This is a genomic window from Fulvivirga sediminis (assembly GCF_016757215.1).
Classification (GTDB): domain Bacteria; phylum Bacteroidota; class Bacteroidia; order Cytophagales; family Cyclobacteriaceae; genus Fulvivirga; species Fulvivirga sediminis.
The window spans coordinates 1-20363 of the sequence record NZ_JAESIY010000003.1; the positions used below are offsets into that span (position 1 = coordinate 1).

General features: G+C 38.6%; 16 protein-coding genes. 14 read left to right on the forward strand and 2 right to left on the reverse strand.

Annotated elements, in window-relative coordinates:
- From JL102_RS05915 to JL102_RS05940, 6 genes are all read left to right on the forward strand, one after another.
- The coding region (locus JL102_RS05915; RefSeq protein WP_202243342.1) for a nucleotidyltransferase domain-containing protein at positions 1-679 on the forward strand (679 nt) is incomplete at its 5' end.
- A complete protein-coding gene (locus JL102_RS05920) occupies positions 666-1718 on the forward strand; it encodes a nucleotidyltransferase domain-containing protein (RefSeq protein WP_202243343.1) in 1053 nt (350 codons plus the stop codon). The genes JL102_RS05915 and JL102_RS05920, both read left to right, overlap by 14 nt.
- A 71-nt stretch (positions 1719-1789) precedes the next feature.
- Positions 1790-2287 carry a hypothetical protein gene (locus JL102_RS05925; protein WP_202243344.1) on the forward strand — a complete coding sequence of 166 codons (498 nt, stop codon included), beginning with the start codon at positions 1790-1792 and terminating at the stop codon, positions 2285-2287.
- Between the two features lie 149 nt (positions 2288-2436).
- Positions 2437-4941, forward strand: coding sequence for a M1 family metallopeptidase (locus JL102_RS05930; RefSeq protein ID WP_202243345.1), 2505 nt, complete (start codon positions 2437-2439; stop codon positions 4939-4941).
- Between the two features lie 128 nt (positions 4942-5069).
- A complete protein-coding gene (locus JL102_RS05935; RefSeq protein WP_202243346.1) occupies positions 5070-8171 on the forward strand; it encodes an ATP-binding cassette domain-containing protein in 3102 nt (1033 codons plus the stop codon).
- Positions 8172-8173: 2 nt separating this feature from the next.
- Entirely contained in the window at positions 8174-9076 is a 903-nt protein-coding gene (locus tag JL102_RS05940; RefSeq protein ID WP_202243347.1) for a histone deacetylase family protein, read from the forward strand.
- Here the strand turns inward: JL102_RS05940 and JL102_RS05945 are convergent.
- A complete protein-coding gene (locus tag JL102_RS05945) occupies positions 9073-9429 on the reverse strand; it encodes a hypothetical protein (protein ID WP_202243348.1) in 357 nt (118 codons plus the stop codon). The two genes, JL102_RS05940 and JL102_RS05945, sit on opposite strands and share 4 nt — an antisense overlap.
- A gap of 239 nt (positions 9430-9668) precedes the next feature.
- Here JL102_RS05945 and JL102_RS05950 point away from each other — a divergent pair, with 239 nt between their 5' ends.
- The 4 genes from JL102_RS05950 (at position 9669) to JL102_RS05965 (ending at position 16153) form a co-directional block, all read left to right on the forward strand.
- The gene (locus tag JL102_RS05950; protein ID WP_202243349.1) at positions 9669-10136 is read left to right on the forward strand and encodes a ferritin-like domain-containing protein; all 468 of its coding nucleotides are present in this window, start codon (positions 9669-9671) and stop codon (positions 10134-10136) included.
- 165 nt (positions 10137-10301) lie between these two features.
- Entirely contained in the window at positions 10302-13721 is a 3420-nt protein-coding gene (locus tag JL102_RS05955; RefSeq protein ID WP_202243350.1) for a T9SS type A sorting domain-containing protein, read from the forward strand.
- 232 nt (positions 13722-13953) lie between these two features.
- On the forward strand, positions 13954-14856 hold the full coding sequence (locus JL102_RS05960; RefSeq protein WP_202243351.1) for a DUF72 domain-containing protein: 903 nt from the start codon (positions 13954-13956) through the stop codon (positions 14854-14856).
- Positions 14857-15160: 304 nt separating this feature from the next.
- On the forward strand, positions 15161-16153 hold the full coding sequence (locus JL102_RS05965; RefSeq protein WP_202243352.1) for a quinone oxidoreductase family protein: 993 nt from the start codon (positions 15161-15163) through the stop codon (positions 16151-16153).
- A 74-nt stretch (positions 16154-16227) separates the two neighbouring features.
- Here JL102_RS05965 and JL102_RS05970 read toward each other — a convergent pair whose 3' ends face one another.
- A complete protein-coding gene (locus JL102_RS05970) occupies positions 16228-16548 on the reverse strand; it encodes a tetratricopeptide repeat protein (protein WP_202243353.1) in 321 nt (106 codons plus the stop codon).
- Positions 16549-16640: 92 nt separating this feature from the next.
- Here JL102_RS05970 and JL102_RS05975 point away from each other — a divergent pair, with 92 nt between their 5' ends.
- Genes JL102_RS05975 through JL102_RS05990 form a run of 4 tightly spaced genes read left to right on the forward strand, consistent with a single transcriptional unit; the run spans position 16641 to position 20332 of the window.
- Positions 16641-17378: an electron transfer flavoprotein subunit beta/FixA family protein gene (locus tag JL102_RS05975; protein WP_202243354.1), complete on the forward strand. Its 738-nt coding sequence runs from the start codon at positions 16641-16643 to the stop codon at positions 17376-17378.
- Between the two features lie 47 nt (positions 17379-17425).
- The gene (locus JL102_RS05980) at positions 17426-18382 is read left to right on the forward strand and encodes an electron transfer flavoprotein subunit alpha/FixB family protein (RefSeq protein ID WP_202243355.1); all 957 of its coding nucleotides are present in this window, start codon (positions 17426-17428) and stop codon (positions 18380-18382) included.
- Positions 18383-18385: 3 nt separating this feature from the next.
- Entirely contained in the window at positions 18386-18985 is a 600-nt protein-coding gene (locus JL102_RS05985) for a bifunctional nuclease domain-containing protein (RefSeq protein ID WP_202243356.1), read from the forward strand.
- Between the two features lie 57 nt (positions 18986-19042).
- Entirely contained in the window at positions 19043-20332 is a 1290-nt protein-coding gene (locus JL102_RS05990) for a NupC/NupG family nucleoside CNT transporter (protein WP_202243357.1), read from the forward strand.
- Positions 20333-20363: the final 31 nt, after the last annotated feature.

The window sequence follows — 20363 nt, forward strand, 5'->3', positions numbered from 1 at the left end:
TTTTCCATCTCCTGATAGTGACTATGATGTACGATGCATATATGTGAAAAGTATGGATTGGCACTTGTCGATCAATAATAAGAAAGATTCATTTGAGAGGTTTATTAATAAAGAGCTAGATATTACCGGATGGGAAATAAGGAAGGTATTGAAATTACTTTGGAAGTCTAACGTTTCCGTGCTGGAACGGTTGCAATCACCTATAGTATATAAGTTGCAGAACGATGATTTTCTCAATGATCTATGGAAGCTAGCTCAAAATTGTTTCTCGCCAGTATCTACTATATATCATTACCATAATATGGCTTCTCGATATATAAAGGCCTGTTCTCAGGCTGACCAACAGGTGAAGTTGAAAAGTTATTTCTATGCTATTAGAGCCACTATTTGTGCTAACTGGGTGCGAGAGATGAATGCGATACCTCCTATAGAGATGAACAAAATGTTTACTATTGTTTCACCGGATTTGCAACAAAAAATAGAAGAGCTTATAGATATAAAATCAGAAAAAAGTGAAGGTTATTTTCATGATAAAGATGCCTTAATAGATGAATTTCTACTTCTTTCTAGCCGTGAAAATGAAGAAGTAGCTTCTAAATTACCCGGAGCAGTTAATAGGGATATGGAAGAGTTAGATGATTTTTATAGAAAAATAGTCAGAAGTAATGACCATAACTGAGTTAAAGGATAAAGGATTGATAATATACGAATGCCTTAGTGGTAGCCATGCTTATGGTTTGGCTACTGAGCATTCTGATGAAGATATCAAAGGAGTTTTTGTTTTACCTGAAGAGGAGTACTTCGGTCTTGATTATGTTGATCAGGTCAGTGATGAGTCTAATGATATCGTATATTATGAGCTAAGACGATTTGTGGAGCTGCTTACTAAAAGCAACCCAGGTGCCTTAGAAATGCTCTATAGCCCTGATGATACCATTTTGCACATTCATTCGGCTTTTGAGCCGTTACGGAAACTCCAGCTATTGTCTAAAAAGTGTCAGGATACCTTTGGTGGATATGCCGCCACTCAGGTTCGTAAAGCTAAAGGGCTCAAGAAGAAAATTGTTAATCCGGTGGAAAAGGAGCGCAAAGGGGTGCTTGATTTTTGCTTTGTGGCTGCTGGGCAGGGAGCCATACCGGTAGGTGATTATTTAAAAGCCCATAATATGGAAGCTAGTAATTGCGGGCTGGCGAAAATATCGCATATGCATGATGTTTATGGGTTATATTATGGTAACAATACTTTTAAAGGCATCGTGCAAAGTAATGATTCAAATGATGTAACACTGAGTAGTGTGCCTAAAGGAATGCAACCTCTGGCTTATATGTCATTTAATAAATCGGGCTATTCTGCTTATTGTAAAGAGTATAAAGACTACTGGCATTGGGTTGAAAAAAGAAATGATCAACGCTATCAGAATACGCTGGATCATGGCAAAAACTATGATGCTAAGAATATGTTGCATACTTTCAGGCTTTTGCAAATGTGTAAGGAGATAGGTGAAACGAGTCAATTGAAAGTACGGCGGGATGATAGGGACTTTCTTTTAAGGGTAAAGCAAGGCGAATTTGAATATCACGATCTGCTGACTCAGGCTAAAGGAATTATAGAAGCTTTACCTGCATGCTATAGTATGTCGGAGTTGCCCAGCGAGCCTGACCGAAAGATGCTCAATCATATTTTGGTAAAAACTAGAAAGCTATTTTATAAGAAATAGTGTCACTATATATAACTATACTTGCGCTATTTATTTAAGAGTTGGAAAATTGAAAGTTTGTTAATTGGATTATGAAGTACACCCCGCTGCTGTTAGTGTCTATGATCATGATGTCATGTCTCAAAGAAGAAACTTATGGAACTGAATATTTTTATAGAGATTTTTTCACCAACAATGATGTGAAATCTTGGCGTATAAATCCTGGAGACATTGCCTTGGAATCTGCTCATGATACAACTTGCAGCTTGTTTAGTGCTCGCAGCCTTGATAACACGTTCAAGCTCCATGCTGATTATACTCTTGAGTTTAATAATGGAGATATTACCTCCTACCCAGGTTGTGACAGCTGCTGTGTAGATCTACCAAGTGGTACTGGCCGTTGGTATTTACAAGATAGAGGTGAAGATAAGTTACTTGTTTTTATTGTCAATAGTACTTCTGGTATAGCTGATACTTTGATTAATGCTAATTTGTATGGCGCTGGTGATAAATGGATAACCTTAGAAAATGCAGATGATAATTCTAGATATTACAATTACCTGTTTTCTTTAGAAGCTGTACCAGATTAGATTACTTCTTTCTGTAAAACCCTTCCATATATGTAGATTTAGATTTTATTTTTTATGTTTATGATATGCATCATAAACGTTTCCTCAATTTTTTTTTGTTAGTGGGTATCTTGGCGGTTGGCAGCTGTGCAAAACGGGAGGACCCACGTATGGCTAAGGGTATTGCCTTGAAATTGGCTCAAGATAGAAAAGCTCATATCAGCAATATTATATATGACCTATCTCTGGATATCCCAGATAATGCTTCAGATTCAATATTGGGAGAGGAAAAGGTGTTTTTTGACCTCTCAGAGAAATCACAAGTGGTGCTGGATTTTAACGCCAGACCAGAAAATATTAAAAAGGTCATTATTAATGATAAGGAAGTAGATCCTTTATTTAACAATGAACATATCATATTGCAAGGTGATTACTTGAAGCAAGGGGCTAATGAGATACAGATCACCTTTATAGCCGGAGACCAATCTTTAAACCGGCATGATGAATACCTTTATACACTTTTTGTTCCTGATAGAGCATCTACCTGTTTTCCTGTATTTGACCAGCCAGATTTAAAGGCTAAGTTTAATTTATCGCTTACAGTGCCTATCGAATGGAAGGCGGTGGCGAATGGCTCTGTAGCCAAAAAGTTAAGCAAGGGCTCTAAAACTACTTATGATTTTACTACGTCGCCTTTAATAAGTACTTATCTTTTTTCTTTTGCAGCTGGTAAAATGGAGAAAATCACCAGGCAGGTTAATGGCCGGGAAATGAACATGTACCACCGTGAAACGGACACTGTAAAAGTTAATAGAAATGTGGATGCTATTTTTGAATGGCATAGCAAGGCTTTGTTATGGATGGAAGAATATTCGGGGCAGTCTTATCCCTTCGAAAAATTTGATTTTGTGCTCATTCCCTCTTTTCAATATGGAGGCATGGAGCATCCAGGAGCTATTTTGTACAAATCTTCATCGTTGTTATTAGATGAATCACCTACTCTTAGACAGCAAATGGGGCAGGGACAGTTGATCGCTCACGAAACGGCCCATATGTGGTTTGGAGATATGGTTACTATGAAGTGGTTTGATGATGTTTGGTTAAAAGAGGTCTTTGCTAATTTTATGGCATCCAAGATTGTGAATCCTGGTTTTCCGGAAATAAATCATGATTTACAGTTTTTAATGTCTCATTATCCTGCCGCTTATGCTGTAGACCGATCGCAAGGTACTCATCCTATACAGCAGCCATTGGAAAATCTCAAAAATGCAGGAACGCTATATGGCTCAATTATTTACCATAAGGCTCCTGTGGTTATGCATATGCTAGAAGAGGCAATGGGTGAAGAAGCTTTTAAAAATGGATTAAGGCAGTATTTAAAAAAATTCGCCTTTGATAATGCTAGCTGGGATGATCTCATCGCTATTATGGCTAAAGATGCGGATTTTGATATTCACGAGTGGAACAAAAGCTGGGTAAAAGAAGCAGGTATGCCTTCGGTCTATTTTTACATGAAGAGTAAAGATAAAAAGACAATAAGCAAGTTTGATGTCTATACGAGAGTGGAGGCCAAGAATAACTCAGAGGGTTGGAAGCAAGACCTCAGCCTGTTGTTAGGGAATCAGGATTCTTTGTATTTTATGCCTGCCCCTTTACTAACAGACTCCGATGCATTGGATATGAAAGGTAAGCAAGAACCTAATTATGTTTTCACCAACGGGGGAGGTCTTGGGTACGGGTATTTTCAATTAGGAAATAAAACCAAAAAATGGCTTTTGGCTGATATAGACTCTCTAAAAGAGCCTGTTTTGCGGGCTGCTGTGTGGATAGACCTTTATGAAAGTATGCTCAGGGCTCAGATTGCACCAGAAGAGCTCATGGATAGGTGTGTAAAAAGTATAGTAAAGGAGAAGGAGGGATTAATAGTATCTTATATCACTGATATAATTAGAGATATCTTTTGGAAGTTTTACACTGAAGAGCAACGACAAAAAGTGGCAGGTCAGCTAGAAGGAATAGCTTTAAATATGGCTATCAACACTGATTCTCAGAATTTGAAATCTACTTTTTTTCATCTGCTTACCTCTATTACTACTACCCCGCATGGTGAAGCTATTTTAAAGAGTTTTTGGTCTCATGATACTGATGTAGAAGGGCTTACCCTTTCAGAGAATGATTATACAAACTTGGCTTATGGCTTAGCAGTGCGTGAGGTAGAAGATTATGAAGAGATTTTAGATCAGCAGTTGGAGAGAATCTCTAATCCAGATAGAAAAGCCAAGTTTAAATTTGTGATGCCTGCTCTTTCGGCTGACTCTGCGGTTAGAAATGATTTCTTTAGAAAGCTAAAAGAACCTGAAAATAGAGAAAACGAAGACTGGGTACTTACTGCGCTTTCATATCTACACCATCCGCTTCGGGCAGAAACTTCCGTACAGTATATTACGCCCAGCCTGGAAATGCTGGAAGAAGTGCAACTTACAGGTGATATATTTTTCCCACAAAGGTGGCTAAGCACTACTTTAGGTGGCCATAGTTCTTATACTGCTCAAGATGCGGTGAGCATGTTCTTATATGCTCATCATAATTATCCTACGCACCTCAAAAATAAGGTGTTGCAGTCTTCTGATATGCTGTTTAGAGCTGTTGATGTAAAGAAAAAGTATGCTAATTAACGGCGTTTATGAATTAAAAGGCTTTACTGGTGAAATGGGCTTATACAATAAAATTATTCTTTTGAGTTGCATTCATCTTAATCGTTTTATTAATTGTCAGGCGTTTCAAATTGTTATGGGTAGAATAAATGAGTGAAGACCTTCTAAAGGCAATTATTCAGCTCTTTGCTATTGTGGCAAAAGAGAGGGTAACAGAAGCTGAAAGAGATAATATTCAAGAGTTTATTTCCTTGCATGTCAGTCAGGAGTTGGTGGGCGTATACCTAAAGCTTTTTGATCAGCTTTGTTGCGAGCATGTGGGTAGCACCAAGGTACAACAGCTAGATCATGTAGATACAGAAACAGTAGAGTTTGTTGAAGATTGGTCTCGCATCATGGCCATTACTAAAGAGGTAAACAAAGCACTTACATCACAGCAAAAAATGGTGCTGGCAGTGAAAATCATAGAGTTGGTTTTTGCTGATGGTGAAATTTCTGAACGACAGGGTAATCTTATATTTTATATAGGAGAGGCACTTAAAATATCTCGTAAAGATATGGTCACGGTGCGTAATTTTGTTGCCGCCTATGACTTGGAAGAGCTATCTTCTAAAGATATATTGATTATAGATGAAGGGTCAGGCGAATATGACCTTAAAGGGCCTCGACTTGTTTCTAAAAACCTTACAGGGGTCATCGCTATTTTACGGCTTAGAGATATAGAAACCTATTTTATTAAATATTTAGGTATATCCTCGCTTACGCTAAACGGTATTGCCTTAAAAAGTAGAAAGATTGATATTTTTCCTACAGGCAGCACCATAAGAGGAAATAAGATAGAAACAATCTATTACAGTGATATTGTAGGAACTTACCTGCGTAGGCAAGAGCAGAGTGAGATCACTTTTAGCGCTAAGCATTTATTTTATCATTTCAAAAGTGGCCGTGCCGGTCTGCAAAATGTAAATATACTAGAAGAGGGAGGTAAGCTGGTGGGCATAATGGGGGCTAGTGGCTCAGGTAAGTCTACCTTGCTAAACGTAATTAATGGCTCTGAAAAACCTTCTAGCGGCACGGTGCAGATCAATGGAATTGATATCCATGATCAACCATCAGCTATGGAAGGCGTGATTGGCTACATCCCTCAAGATGATCTTTTGATAGAAGAGCTCACTGTATTTCAAAACCTTTACTATGCTGCCAGGCTTTGCTTTGAGCAATATTCTAAAGGTGAAACAGAGGCCTTAGTAAATAAAGTGTTGGCTAACCTTGGCCTCATAGAAATTCAGAACCTGAAAGTGGGCTCACCACTAGAGAAAACCATTAGTGGAGGACAGCGCAAGAGAGTAAACATAGGGTTGGAATTACTTAGGGAGCCTAGCGTACTGTTTGTGGATGAACCCACCTCTGGCTTATCAAGTCAAGATTCTGAAAATATAATGGATTTGCTTAAAGAGCTTTCTTTGAGGGGTAAGATGGTTTTTGTGGTCATCCATCAGCCATCATCAGATATCTTTAAAATGTTTGATAGCCTTTTGATTTTAGACGTAGGTGGGCTACAAATTTATTATGGTAATCCGGTGGCGGCCGTGACCTATTTTAAAGAAATAATAAACGCAGCCAATAAAGACCAGAGCTCATGCCCTGAGTGTGGTAATATTAATGCTGAGCAGATTTTTAGCATTATAGAGACCAAAATAGTAAACGAATATGGTAGACATACAGATAAACGAAAGGTATCTCCAGGTCAGTGGTATCAATATTTCAGAGAGCGCATAAGCATACCTAGGGTAAAACAGGTTTCCCATCCTATCAAAGTATCACAGCATATTCCTAATTGGTGGAGGCAGTTTAAAGTATACATTGTTAGAGATGTCCTCTCCAAGTCAGAAGATATGCAGTACCTGGCCATCAATATATTGCAGGCACCATTATTGGCACTTTTTCTTTCTTATTTGGTGAGGTACTATGCTACTATAGGTAAAGAAGATGCCAGCTACTCTTTTTTTAACAATGATAATATTCCAATTTACTTTTTTATGAGCATTATAGTGGCCTTGTTTATGGGGCTTACCGTTAGTGCTGAAGAAATATTCAGAGATAGGAAAATAAGGAAAAGGGAGCAATTTCTTAACCTCAGCAGGAGTAGTTATCTGGTGTCAAAGGTCGTGATTTTATTTGGAATCAGTGCACTGCAAACCGCCTCTTTTGTTTTTATAGGCAATCATATATTGGAGATTCATGATATCAGTTTTAATCTGTGGTTGATCCTTTTTAGTTGTTCCTGCTTTGCTAATATGCTGGGGCTAAATATTTCGGCTTCTTTTAACTCCGCAGTTACTATTTATATTCTCATACCCATTATACTCATTCCGCAGCTGGTGCTGAGCGGTGTAGTCATTAGTTTTGATAAATTCAATCCTCAAGTAACTACTATGGAAGGCGTGCCTGTAGTGGGTGATTTTATGGCCTCAAGGTGGGCCTTTGAGGCTTCAATGGTGGCTCAGTTCAAAGAAAATACTTTTGAGAAACAATTTTATGAGTTAGATAAAGATAAGGCCAATGCCGAATACAAAAAGCTTTATTATATACCTAAGTTGAAGACAGAGCTTACCCATGTGCTTCATAACATGAGGCGGAAATTGAGTAGGCATAATGGAGATATCGAAGATGCGTTAAACCTACTAAGGAATGAAATCTCTAATGAGCTTAATGAATTAGGCGTAGATAGTGCCACTTTAGTCAGTGAGCTAACCATTCAGGAGTTTGATTCGGCTACATTTAAGAGGACTGATCATTTTTTAGATGTGGTAAGACAGCTTTATGTAAACCGATATAAAAAGGCAATAGCAGCCAAAGATGAGAAGGTGAAGCAGCTGGTCAGCGGCTTAGGGAGCCAACAGGCTTTTGATTCTTTGAAAATGATGTATGAAAATGAGGCCATTACTTTAGCTTTAAACAATACAAATACAGCCTATCGAGTTATAGAATATGATGGAAGGCTGGTTCAAAAGGTTTATCCTATTTACTATGATTCCTTCCAGCCTAATAACCTTCTCGATTACAGAACTCCATTTTTTGCTCCTCGAAAACCGTTTTTAGGTACATTAGTAGATACAGTTACTTTTAATATCATGATGATGTGGTTCATGAGTATTTTGCTTTTCATAGCTTTGTATTACAAACTTCTGCTCCGTTTAATCAAATTTCTATCCGGAGGGAGAAAAAAGAGGGGAGTAAATAGACTATAGTAATGTTAAAAATAGCTTGGAAGCCTAATTATGTACATCCATTGCCTGAAAAGCACAGGTTCCCAATGATTAAATATGAGCTGCTGCCTGAACAATTATTATATGAAGGTACCGTAGAGAAAGATAATTTTTTCGCTCCGGAGCAGGCTTCTGACACGCACATTCTAGCCGCCCATAATGCTGAATACTGGAGGCGTTTAAAAGGCCTTGAATTGACTAAAAGCGAGATCCGAAAAACTGGATTTCCTCTTAGCGGCGGATTAGTGGAGAGGGAAATTACTATAGCTCAAGGTACCATAGATTGTGCTAAGTATGCTCTGGAATATGGAATAGCTATGAATATAGCAGGAGGTACTCATCATGCTTTTACTGATAGAGGTGAAGGCTTCTGTCTGCTTAATGATCAAGGTATAGCTGCTCATTATCTATTACATCATCAGCTGGCTAAAAAGATATTGATAATCGATCTGGACGTGCATCAAGGTAATGGTACCGCTGAAATATTTGGTGCTGAAGATCGTGTTTTTACCTTTAGTATGCATGGTGCTAAAAATTACCCTATGCATAAGGAGGAAAGTGATCTCGATATTGGTTTGCCTGATAATACCACTGATGCGTTTTACCTGAAGACGCTTGACGTTAACCTGAAAAGGCTTATTCAAAAGGTAGAGCCCGATTTTTTGTTTTATCAATCAGGGGTGGATATATTAAGTACAGATAAGCTGGGCCGTTTGAAGGTGACTATCGAGGGCTGTAAAAAGAGAGATAGAATGGTGCTGCTAGCTGCTAAGGAGAATAAAATACCGATGGTGGTTTCAATGGGAGGCGGGTACTCCGAAGAGATTAAATATATAATCGAAGCCCACGCCAATACCTATAGACTTGCTCAAGAAATATACTTTTAACCATAAGTAATATAGAGCTTGTTCTGGGTGTCATAATAATAATCCAGCTTAGAAAGCAATTTTGCCTGATCAGTTTCTAAATCGTTAAGCGTAAAAATTGGAGCTTCAGTAATCCATTGAGCAGAGAAATTAACCATAAGCTCATTGGTTTGGGCATCAATATAAAAGTTGTTAGCAGGAATTGCCCTTAGAATATTACTGGTGGAAGTCAGGTTTTGTAAACTTCTTTCTTTAAAAATAATGTACTTCTTGTTGGAGTTTAAGACATCAGCTATGGAGCCTATTTGCCCATAGATCGGATGATAGATTTTCTTGCTAATGAGTTGGCGTTGCAAAAGTTCATCGAGTTCCATTATTCAATAATTATAGGTTTTGTTTCAAGTTATCTTCTCTCGCAGTGCAATTACTTATCCATAAGCATATGTGAAAAATTTCAGCCTTTTAATAAACAGGTTGTGAAATAAAGATCCCAATGTAGGGAGCTTTTTACTCATCGTATAAATTATACCGGTAAAAAGAGGCCTAATGACCAAACTATAGACTGGCAAAATATTAGCACTTAAGTAATTAACAAAATTAAACCACGAATATTATGGACACTAGTAATAAAAAGATAATTATTGATAAATTAAATCATTTAATTAAAAGAAATTATGACGCTGAATATGGCTACAAATATGCAACAGAAAATGTTGATAATGGAGAGTTGAAAACCATGTTTAAAGCATATACTGAGCAGCGGTATCAGTTCGGACATGACCTAAAAGGTGAAATAGAAAATCTTGGAGGTGAGGTAACAAAGAAGGGCACATCAGTGGCAGGAGATATTCACCGTAAATGGATGGATTTAAAAGCTGCTGTTACTTCTAATGAATCAGAATCAATGCTAGAAGAATGTAGAAAAGGTGAAATGGTTTCATGGGAAGACTATAACCAAGCATTGAGTTTAGAAGATTTGCCTGCGTCTACTTATATGCTCTTGAAAGATCATAAAGCCAAAATTGATGAATGCCTGTATCAGATCATGGAATTAAAAGATAAGTACGTAACCAGTAAATAGTACTCAATATGTATTATATACGTAAGTTAAAAGGTTGGAAATAATTGATTTTCAACCTTTTTTTAATTTTTTCTTAAAATAAATATAATTTAATTTTCTTCTTTAAAGCTTTTGGTATTATTAATTTTCGCATAGTTAAATTATCCATACTAAACCCTTTAAATAATGAGGAAATTTTACATAAGTCAGCTATTACTGCTGAGTTTTTTGTTGGCCATATCCCCGGCTTGGTCACAAAGCATATTCATTAATGAAATACATTATGATAATGCAGGTGCTGATTCGCAAGAAGGCATAGAGATCGCAGGGCCGGCAGGTTCAGATCTTGCCGGATGGTCTCTGGTTTTTTATAATGGTAACGGCGGTGCTCCTTATAGCACCCAAAGCCTTTCTGGTGTTTTGCCTAATCAAGGTAATGGCTATGGTACTTTGTTCTTTTATGAGTCTGGTATTCAAAATGGCTCACCTGATGGTGTAGCCTTGGTTGATAATGCTTCCAATGTGATACAGTTTTTAAGTTATGAAGGTACTTTCGTAGCTGTAGGCGGTATTGCTGATGGCCTTACCAGTACAGATATTGTCTTAGAGGAAGCCAGCTCTACACCGGTAGGCTATTCATTGCAGTTAGGAGGAACAGGTTCTGTTTACACCGATTTTTCATGGCAAAATGCCCAGGGTAGTACCTATACAGAAATAAATACAGGCCAGAGCTTTGGAGGTGATTCTGGAGGTCCAAATAATCCAATGGTGCTTATCAATGAAATTGATGTTGACACCCCTGGGTCTGATCAGGAAGAGTTTATCGAGCTTTACGACGGAGGAGAAGGAAATACTTCTTTAGATGGTCTCGTGTTGGTTTTTTATAATGGTAATGGAGATGCAAGTTATAATGCCTTTGATCTTACAGGTTATTCCACTAATGCAGCAGGTTATTTTGTTTTAGGCAATGCCGCTGTAGCTAATGTAGATCTGGTTTTTTCTAATAATGGATTGCAAAATGGAGCTGATGCTATTGCTCTATATCAGGGGACAGTAGCGGATTTTCCGTCAGGCACTTTAGTAACTACAGATAATCTGGTGGATGCCGTGGTGTACGATACGGATGATAGTGATGATCCTGAATTGTTGACCTTGTTAAACCCAGGAGAACCTCAGCTGAATGAAAATGAAGGAGGAGATAAAGATAATGTATCATTACAACGCATGCCTAATGGAGGAGGTGGAGCGAGAAATACGAGTGCTTACGTTACGGCAGCGCCTACTCCAGGTACAGAAAATGGAGAAGTGCTACCTCCCGGAGAGTTTCAAACTATTGCTGAGGCAAGAGCATTGCCTTTAGGTACGTCAGTTACACTTAGGGGAGTAATTACTGTAAGTGATCAGTTTGCAGGGCCAGCTTATATTCAAGATGCCACTGGTGGTATAGCTGTTTTTGATGCTACTGTTCATGGTGAAGGCCTTTTTAGTATAGGTGATAGCATAGAGATTTCTGGAATTACAGAGGCTTATAATGATCAGGTGCAACTGGGTACAGTAAGTAATGTGGTTGACTTTGGGGTGGCAGCTCAGCCTATTGGGCCTCAGGTGGTCACTTTAAGTGAGTTGTCAAATCATCCCGGAGAGTTGGTAACGGTGGTGAACGCTACCTTTCCTAATCCCGGAGATATCCTTTTCGGTAATTCAAACTATAAATTGGTAGATGCCAGTGGTACAGGAGAGCTAAGAATTGATGCTGATGTCGATAATCTGGCAGGATATGAGCAGCCAGAAGCTTGCAGCTCTATCACAGGTGTGGTGGGCAGGTATCGTGACGTATTTCAGCTATTGCCCAGGCGAGTAACCGACATACCTTGCGCCTCTCCTTATGAGCCTGATGGTGAAGATCTGGAAATACCGCGTCAATCTACGTTTGATGTGGCCGCCTGGAACATTGAATGGTTTGGCAATGAAGGCAATGCACCTGCACCCGATGCTGTGCAGAAGGATAGTGTGAAGGCAATCCTTTTAGCTTTAGATGCCGATATTATAGCAGTAGAGGAGATTGTAGACACGGTTTTGTTCGATCAGATGATAAGTGAAATGCCAGGATATGATTATTTTCTTTCAAGCTTTGTCTCTAACCCAGGCCAGTATGATAATAGCCAAAAGGTAGGTTTTATTTATAAAACAGCTACAGTTGCCCCTGATTTCGAAGCTTCCAGAGCATTATTATCAACCATACATCCATTGTATAATGGGGGAGATGACTCTTACCTTGTAGGTTATCCAGATAGTAGAGATCGATTCTGGGCTAGCGGAAGACTGCCTTTTATGTTGGAAGCAGATGTGACCATAGAAGGTATTACTAAAAAAATTAATATGCTAGTAGTGCATGCCAGGGCCAATAGTAGCAGCGATCCTCAGAGTAGGTATGATATGCGTAAGTATGATGTGGAAGTATTAAAAGATTCTCTTGATACTTACTACGGCGATGCTAATTTAATAATGCTAGGTGATTTTAATGACGATCTAGACGTTACGGTGGCTAATGTTTCTACCACTGTAAGTACCTATGAAGAGTATATTGCAGATACTACTGATTATAAGTTGATCACTTTATCATTAAGTAATCAAGGGCTGCGCACCTATGTTTTTTATGAAAACGTAATTGATCACATTGTAGCTTCTGATGAGATAGCAGAGTATTTTCTTGAGGGTTCTGCTCGTGTAGGTTATCAGTTTTATAATAGTGAGTATGCTTATACTACCTCTGATCACCTTCCGGTAAGTGCGCGCTTTCAGTTTGCTGAAGAGGTGGTGGATAATGACTTTACAGTAACTTCTGTTGTTAGCTTTAAGCAAGGGAAAAGAGCCAATGGCTGGCCAGTTTCTTTTATAAGAAGTAATCCTGATAAAGCATTAGGGGAGCCGTTAGAGAATTTCTACTATAATTTTGTAAGTCTGGGCTTTGGTGGTGAAATAACACTTGAGCTGGATAATTATATGTATGACTTGGAAGGAAATGATTTCAGAGTCTACGAGAGTAGCTTTGGGCCTTTGGAGTTGCCATGTTTCATATATCCTGAAAAAGCTGAAGTTTTTGTGTCTGAAGATGGTAATGAGTTTTATCGTGTAGGGACTACTTGTCAGAATGGTGATTTTGATCTGGCTAATGCTGGTGTGAAACGAGCTAAATTCATTAGAGTAAAAGATGTGACCAAGAAGAATATCTTTTTAGGCTTGGCAGATGGTTATGATTTAGATGGTATCTATAATCTGCATCAGCCTGCTAAGGGAGGAAGAATACTTGCGGATCATCAAAATTATGTACCCAATGAAGATGGAGGTCTGGAGGCTGAAGTTTATCCCAATCCTTTTAGCGAATACCTTACTATAAATGTTAGTAGTATGGAAAGCAAAGAAGTGAAGGTATCAGTTACCGATATTATGGGACGCCAGGTAATGGCTCAGCCATTTAGCCTGGAGATGGGCCAGTCCGGCTTACAGCTAGAGCTCGGTCAATTGCCTAAAGGTGTTTATATCCTTCGCATCACAGGTACAGATGATGCTGAAATCTTAAAAAGAACGGTAGTGAAAGGCCGCTAAAATTTAATGTCAAGAAGGCTGATAGACGCAAGTGTATCAGCCTTTTTTCTTTCTTCTTAGTTTGCTGATACTTTCAGTAGTTATTCTCTTCATACATCTTCCTTGTGTCTTACTCCTGCCTTTGCTAATCCAATTGCTTTGCTAACTATCATCATTTTTGTCTGTTAGGAGTTTAAAGATGGGTGTAATTATATCCATTCATGTATAAACAACAGATCATTATTGATAGAATATGAAATTTGGTAAACCATCCTCTAAAGAAGAATTAGATAATATTGACTTGAGCCTTCCTGCAGATCACCCTGATACCAGCAGAAACCTAAGTAAAGGAAAGCAACCTGTTAAAGTGTATATTGGATGTGCCAAATGGGGGCGAAAAGAATGGGTAGGTCTTATTTATCCTGAGGGGACTAAGGAAAGAGATTTTTTACAGCAATATGTGAAAAACTTCAACAGCATAGAGCTGAACACTACCTTCTACAGCATCAAAAAGGAAAACGTAGAATCCTGGACCTCTCAGGCTCCTGATGGCTTTAAGTTCTGTCCAAAATTTTCAAGAACGATAAGCCATCTTAAAAGACTAAATGATGACTCGAAAAGATTCACTGATTATTTCCTTGAAGCGGCATATTCTTTTGGGGATAAGCTAGGTCCTTCTTTCTTACAAATGCCTAATAACTTCATGCCAAAATATCTGGATCGCTTAGCAGATTATATTCGAGATATACCTGAAGATTTTCCTATGTTTTTAGAGTTGAGGCACACCGATTGGTTTACAGATCCCGTGGTGTATGATGAGACCTTTCACCTGCTGGAAGAGAACGGAAGAGGAGCTGTTATTACTGATGTGGCTATGCGTAGAGATGTGCTACACCAGAGGTTAACTAATACTAAGGCCTTTGTGAGGTTTAATGGTTATAATTTTCACCCTACTGATTTTACTCGTTTGGATCAGTGGGTGGAGAGAATAAAAATTTGGATAGATGCAGGCTTGGAAGAGCTCTATTTTTATCCTCATCAGGAGGAGGATGTTCATGTTCCAAAGACTTGCGATTACATCATAAATAAGTTAAACCAAACTTGTGGACTTGATATTCAAAATACTGATTTAAAAATAGATATGAATTCACTATAACTTTTTGTTATAGCTTTTTTCTCCTCTTTTTAGTGGCGTTTACAGGCTCTATAAGCTTCATTGTAATGGTTGAACATTAATAGGGGACTATAATATTACTCTTACCATGATTGTAATTTCTACTCTCACTAAACCAGAGAAAAACTTCTTAATATATTCACAAATAGTGTGAATCTTTCAGGGCTGGTGGTTACAATATGAGTAGCTTTTTTTTATCTTTAAAGAGATTGCAATGAATACCAGCTTTCGCCTTTTTAAAATGCAGTAAAGCACATTGGTGATTAACTTAAATGAAAGATAATAAATGAAAGCACTAGTATTAACGTCACCCGGAAAGGTGGAAATAGTGGAGATGAAAAAACCAGTATGCCAACAGGATGAAGTACTGGTAAAGCTTAAAGCAGCAGCTTTAAATAAACGCGATCAATTTATTAGGGAAGGTAGATATCCTAACATTCAGCTCAATGCAGTATTAGGCTCTGATGGTGTGGGTGAGGTAGTAGAAGTAGGGCCAGGTGCTGATAAAAAATGGATGGGACAGACAGTTATCATTAACCCTAATCGTGATTGGGGTGACAATAAGGCGGTGCAATCCAGGGATTATTCTATACTGGGGATGCCATCTCACGGTACTTTTGCGGAATACATTAGCGTGCCTGCTCATCGTGTTCACCGCATACCGCAGGGGTTAAAAGAAGAGGAGGCAGCAGCTTTACCTTTGGCTGGTCTCACAGCTTATAGAGCATGTTTTTATCATGGTAAAATCACTGATGGTGTTAATGTACTTATTTCTGGTTTTGGTGGAGGTGTGGCGCAGTTTGCTTTTCAGTTTGCTATGGCAGTGGGCGCAAAAGTTTTTGTTACTAGTGGGCGGCCAGAGAAAATTAACATGGCCTTAGATATGGGGGCAGAAGGAGGATTTAACTATAAATTACCCAATTGGCATAAAAACCCATGGCAGACTAAAGGAGGCTTCGATGTGGTCATAGATAGTGCAGGAGGAGATCAATTTAATAATTTTTTGAAAATTATGAGACCAGGAGGCCGAATAGTCTTTTACGGAGCAACTAACGGTTTACCCTCTTCTTTAGATCTCTATCGTATGTTCTGGAATCAGATTACATTGCAAGGATCTACTATGGGAAATGATACGGAATTTGTAGAAATGCTCCGCTTTGTAGAAAAGAATAAAATAAAGCCATTGCTTAGTTCGGTAAGAGATTTTGATGATATAGAAAAGTCTTTTAATGAAATAGCACAACCTGCCAAAATGGGTAAGGTTGTGGTGAAGTTTTAATTTTGATTATTAAACTTAACCTATTTGATAAACAATGTCTTATGTTTCTTTTTACTAAAAATATTAGCAAGAAATTAATCTTCGAATAGGAAGTTATTATAGGCATTTTGCAGCTCTCTTAGCAGTAAAGAATTGTTCTGAGATTTGGCCAGTTCTATCCCCTTTACAAAAATGCTTTCAGCTCGGTCTTGCTCATTAAGCTCTATAAGCAGGTTGGCAGCATGATAGTAAGTAGGTAGGTAGTCCGGATGCTGAGATAGCAAAATGTCATAATACTCAAGGGCCTTTTGAGTGTCTGAGTTTCGATATTCAGTGGCCAGAGCATATAGCGTAAAAGGATCATTAGGGTCCTCTTTTAAAAACTTAAGCAGTTGATTTATACGGGGTGAATTCATTTATAATACAATTTTTATTTGCTTCATTATTCGTTATCTTCGCTGCAAAAATAACAGCATACTATTAACTACTAAACTTAAGCCTCAGATAAATGAAAATACTAGTTTGCATTACCCATGTACCTGATACCACATCTCGTATCTCATTCACAAATGGCGATACGGAGTTCGATAAAAGTGGAGTTCAGTATATCATCGGACCATATGATGATTATGCTCTTGCCAGAGCGGTAGAACTAAAAGAGCAAAGTGGTGGAACTATTACTGTCCTTAATGTAGGAACTGCTGAAACTGAACCTACCATAAGAAAAGCACTAGCCATAGGCGCTGATGAAGCCATAAGAGTTAATGCTGAACCTACTGATTCATTATTTGTAGCTAATGAAATTGCTAATGTAGCTAAAGACGCAGGCTATGACCTTATACTCATGGGCCGAGAATCTATTGATTTTAATGGAGGTATGGTTCATGGTATGGTAGGTGAACTTCTTGGCCTTCCATCTGTTTCTCCTGTAATGACTCTTGATCTTGATGGCGATACAGCCAAGATGACTCGTGAGATAGAAGGAGGAAAAGAAACTATTGAAGTGAAGTTGCCATTCGTGGCCGGATGCCAGGAGCCTATTGCTGAGTGGAAAATTCCAAATATGAGAGGAATCATGTCAGCAAGAACAAAACCTCTTAACGTAGTAGAGCCTTCTTCGCAAGCGGCGGCTACCAAACTTGAGAAGTATGAAATGCCTCCTGCTAAAGGCGAAGTGAAAATGATTGACGCTGATAACGTAGAGGAGTTAGTGAACTTGCTTAAGAATGAAGCTAAAGTAATTTAAGGTTATAGAGAATAAAATCATAAATCAACAACGCAAAACCAATCCTTATGTCAATATTAGTTTTTGTTGAAAATGCCGATGGTCAGGTAAAAAAGACCTCTTTAGAAGCAGTAGCTTATGCAGCTGCCATTTCTGAAGATGTTATCGCACTGGCTATGGGAAATAATATAGATCAATCTGAGCTTGAAGGTTTAGGTAAGTATGGAGCCACTAAAGTGTTGCATGCTGATGATGAAAAATTGAATCAAGGTATTATACAAGCTTACGCTACGGTTATTAGTAAAGCTATGGAAAGTACAGGGGCTGACATCTTAGTGTTAGCTAACTCTTCTTTGGGAGCACCTGTTTCTGCTCGTGTAGCTATTAAAACAGATGCCAGCCTGGTGTCTAACGTAGTAGACCTGCCAGATACCAGCGCAGGGTTTAAAGTGAAAAGAAGTATATATACCGGTAAGGCCTTTGCTAACGTAGAGCTTACTAAGGATAAGAAAATACTGGCTATAAAAAAGAATGCCGCTGAGGTAAAAGAAGCAGATGGCTCTGCCGCTGTTGAAAAATTTGCAGCGGACCTTGCTGATAGTGAGTTTGATGCTAAAATAACAAATACAGATAAGGCTACCGGAGAAGTGTTGCTACCAGAAGCTGAAATTGTAGTGTCAGGAGGTAGAGGGCTTAAAGGGCCTGAAAACTGGGGCATGATTGAAGAGTTGGCCAAAGAATTAGGAGCAGCTACAGGATGTAGTAAGCCTGTTTCTGATATGGAATGGAGACCGCACCATGAGCATGTGGGACAAACAGGAGTGAAGGTGAGTCCGCAATTATACATCGCCATAGGTATATCAGGAGCTATTCAGCACTTAGCCGGAGTAAATTCATCTAAAAACATTGTGGTGATCAACAAAGATCCTGAAGCACCATTTTTTAAAGCCGCAGACTATGGCATCGTAGGTGATGCTTTTGAAGTGGTACCGAAATTAACCGAGGCAATTAGAGCAGCTAAATAATTTGTGAATAAGATTAAACTAGAAATATTAGGACTTTCTTCCAGTCAATCCCAATCGGGGTCTTTCGCACTTGTATTGGGAGAATCAGAAGGAAGCAGGAGGTTACCGATCATCATTGGAATGTTCGAGGCTCAGGCCATTGCAATAGAGATAGAGAAAATAATTCCTAACCGTCCCATGACTCATGATTTGTTTAAATCATTTGCTCATGGCTTTGATTATAAGGTAGAGGAGATAGTAATCTCTGACCTGAAGGAAGGGGTTTTCTTTGCTAAAATTGTATGTAACAATGGAAGTAAAAATATTGAAATTGATGCCAGACCATCAGATGCTATAGCCATCGGTCTGAGATTTGACGCCCCTATTTATACTTTCGAATCTATCCTTGCTGAGGCAGGTATTGTTCTATCTGATGAGTCAGAAGATGATATTGCTGAAATAAGAAATGAGATTAAGTCATCAGAAAAACAACCACAAGAAAAAGGTGATGATTTAAAAAACTTATCAATAGATAAACTCAACGAATTACTGGATGATGCCATTGAAAAAGAAGACTACGAAAAGGCAGCAAAAATCAGGGATGAACTGAGCAGAAGAAACTAAAACTAACCTAAGAAAAGGTCTTTCATGATAGAAAGGCCTTTTTGTGTTTATTAATAAATGGATTATTTAAGAGGATTAATCGGGCTGGTAGTTCTTATAGCTATAGCCTTTGCTTTTTCAGCAAATAAAAAAGCAATAGACTGGAAACTGGTAGGTGTAGGAGTGCTGCTCCAGTTAATATTTGCAGTACTTATTACTAAGGTTGAATTCGTAAATACTGCCTTTTCATGGGTTAGTGATATGTTTGTTACCTTCTTAGGCTTTGCAGGGAAAGGGGCCAACTTCCTGTTTGGAGATCTTACCGAAGTGAGTAAATTCGGGTTCATTTTTGCCTTTCAGGTGTTGCCCACGGTCATCTTCTTCTCTTGTATTTCAGCCGGATTATATTATTTAGGAATACTACAGAAAATTGTTTTTGTAATAGCCTGGGTAATGTCTAAGACCATGAGATTATCAGGCGCAGAAAGCTTATCCGCAGCCGGTAATATCTTTTTGGGGCAAACGGAAGCTCCGCTATTAGTAAGGCCATTTGTTAAGAATATGACTACCTCAGAGCTCATGTGTCTTATGACAGGAGGTATGGCCACCATAGCAGGAGGTGTATTGGCAGGTTATGTTACCTTCTTAGGTGGAGATGACCCAGTAGAAAAAGCTAAATATGCCTCTTATCTATTGAGTGCCTCCATTATGAATGCTCCGGCAGCTATAGTATTATCAAAAATTGTCTTGCCAGAAGATCGTCCTGAAGATATTGATACCGATATCAAAGTAAGCAAAGACAGCATGGGTGTTAACCTTATTGATGCCTTGGCTAGAGGTGCTTCTGATGGAGTTGGTTTAGCGATCAACATAGCCGGTATGCTGCTGGCCTTTATTGCCATCATTTATGCCCTTAACTGGATCTTAGTAGATGGTATAGGAGCATATACAGGACTTAATGAGTTCGTAAAGGAAAGTACAGACGGAACCTTTCAAGGATTTTCATTGGAATATATCTTAGGACAGGTTTTTCGTGGGTTTGCCTTTGTGATGGGGGTGGAATGGGCTGAAACGATTAAAGTAGGTAGTTTGTTAGGTCAGAAAGTAGTACTCAATGAGTTTGTGGGGTACCTAAGTCTTGCAGAAATGAAATCGCAAGGTTTGTTAACACAGAAATCTATCGTGATATCGACTTATGCCCTTTGTGGATTTGCTAACTTTAGTTCTATTGCTATTCAAATTGGTGGAATAGGAGGTATGGCTCCTAATCGTCAGGGAGACCTTTCTCGATTGGGTATGAAAGCGCTGTTTGCAGCTACTCTCGCCACCATGATGACAGCCACCATAGCAGGAGCTTTGTTAGGATAAACTACTTTCAATAGGCATTGTCCTTTATCTT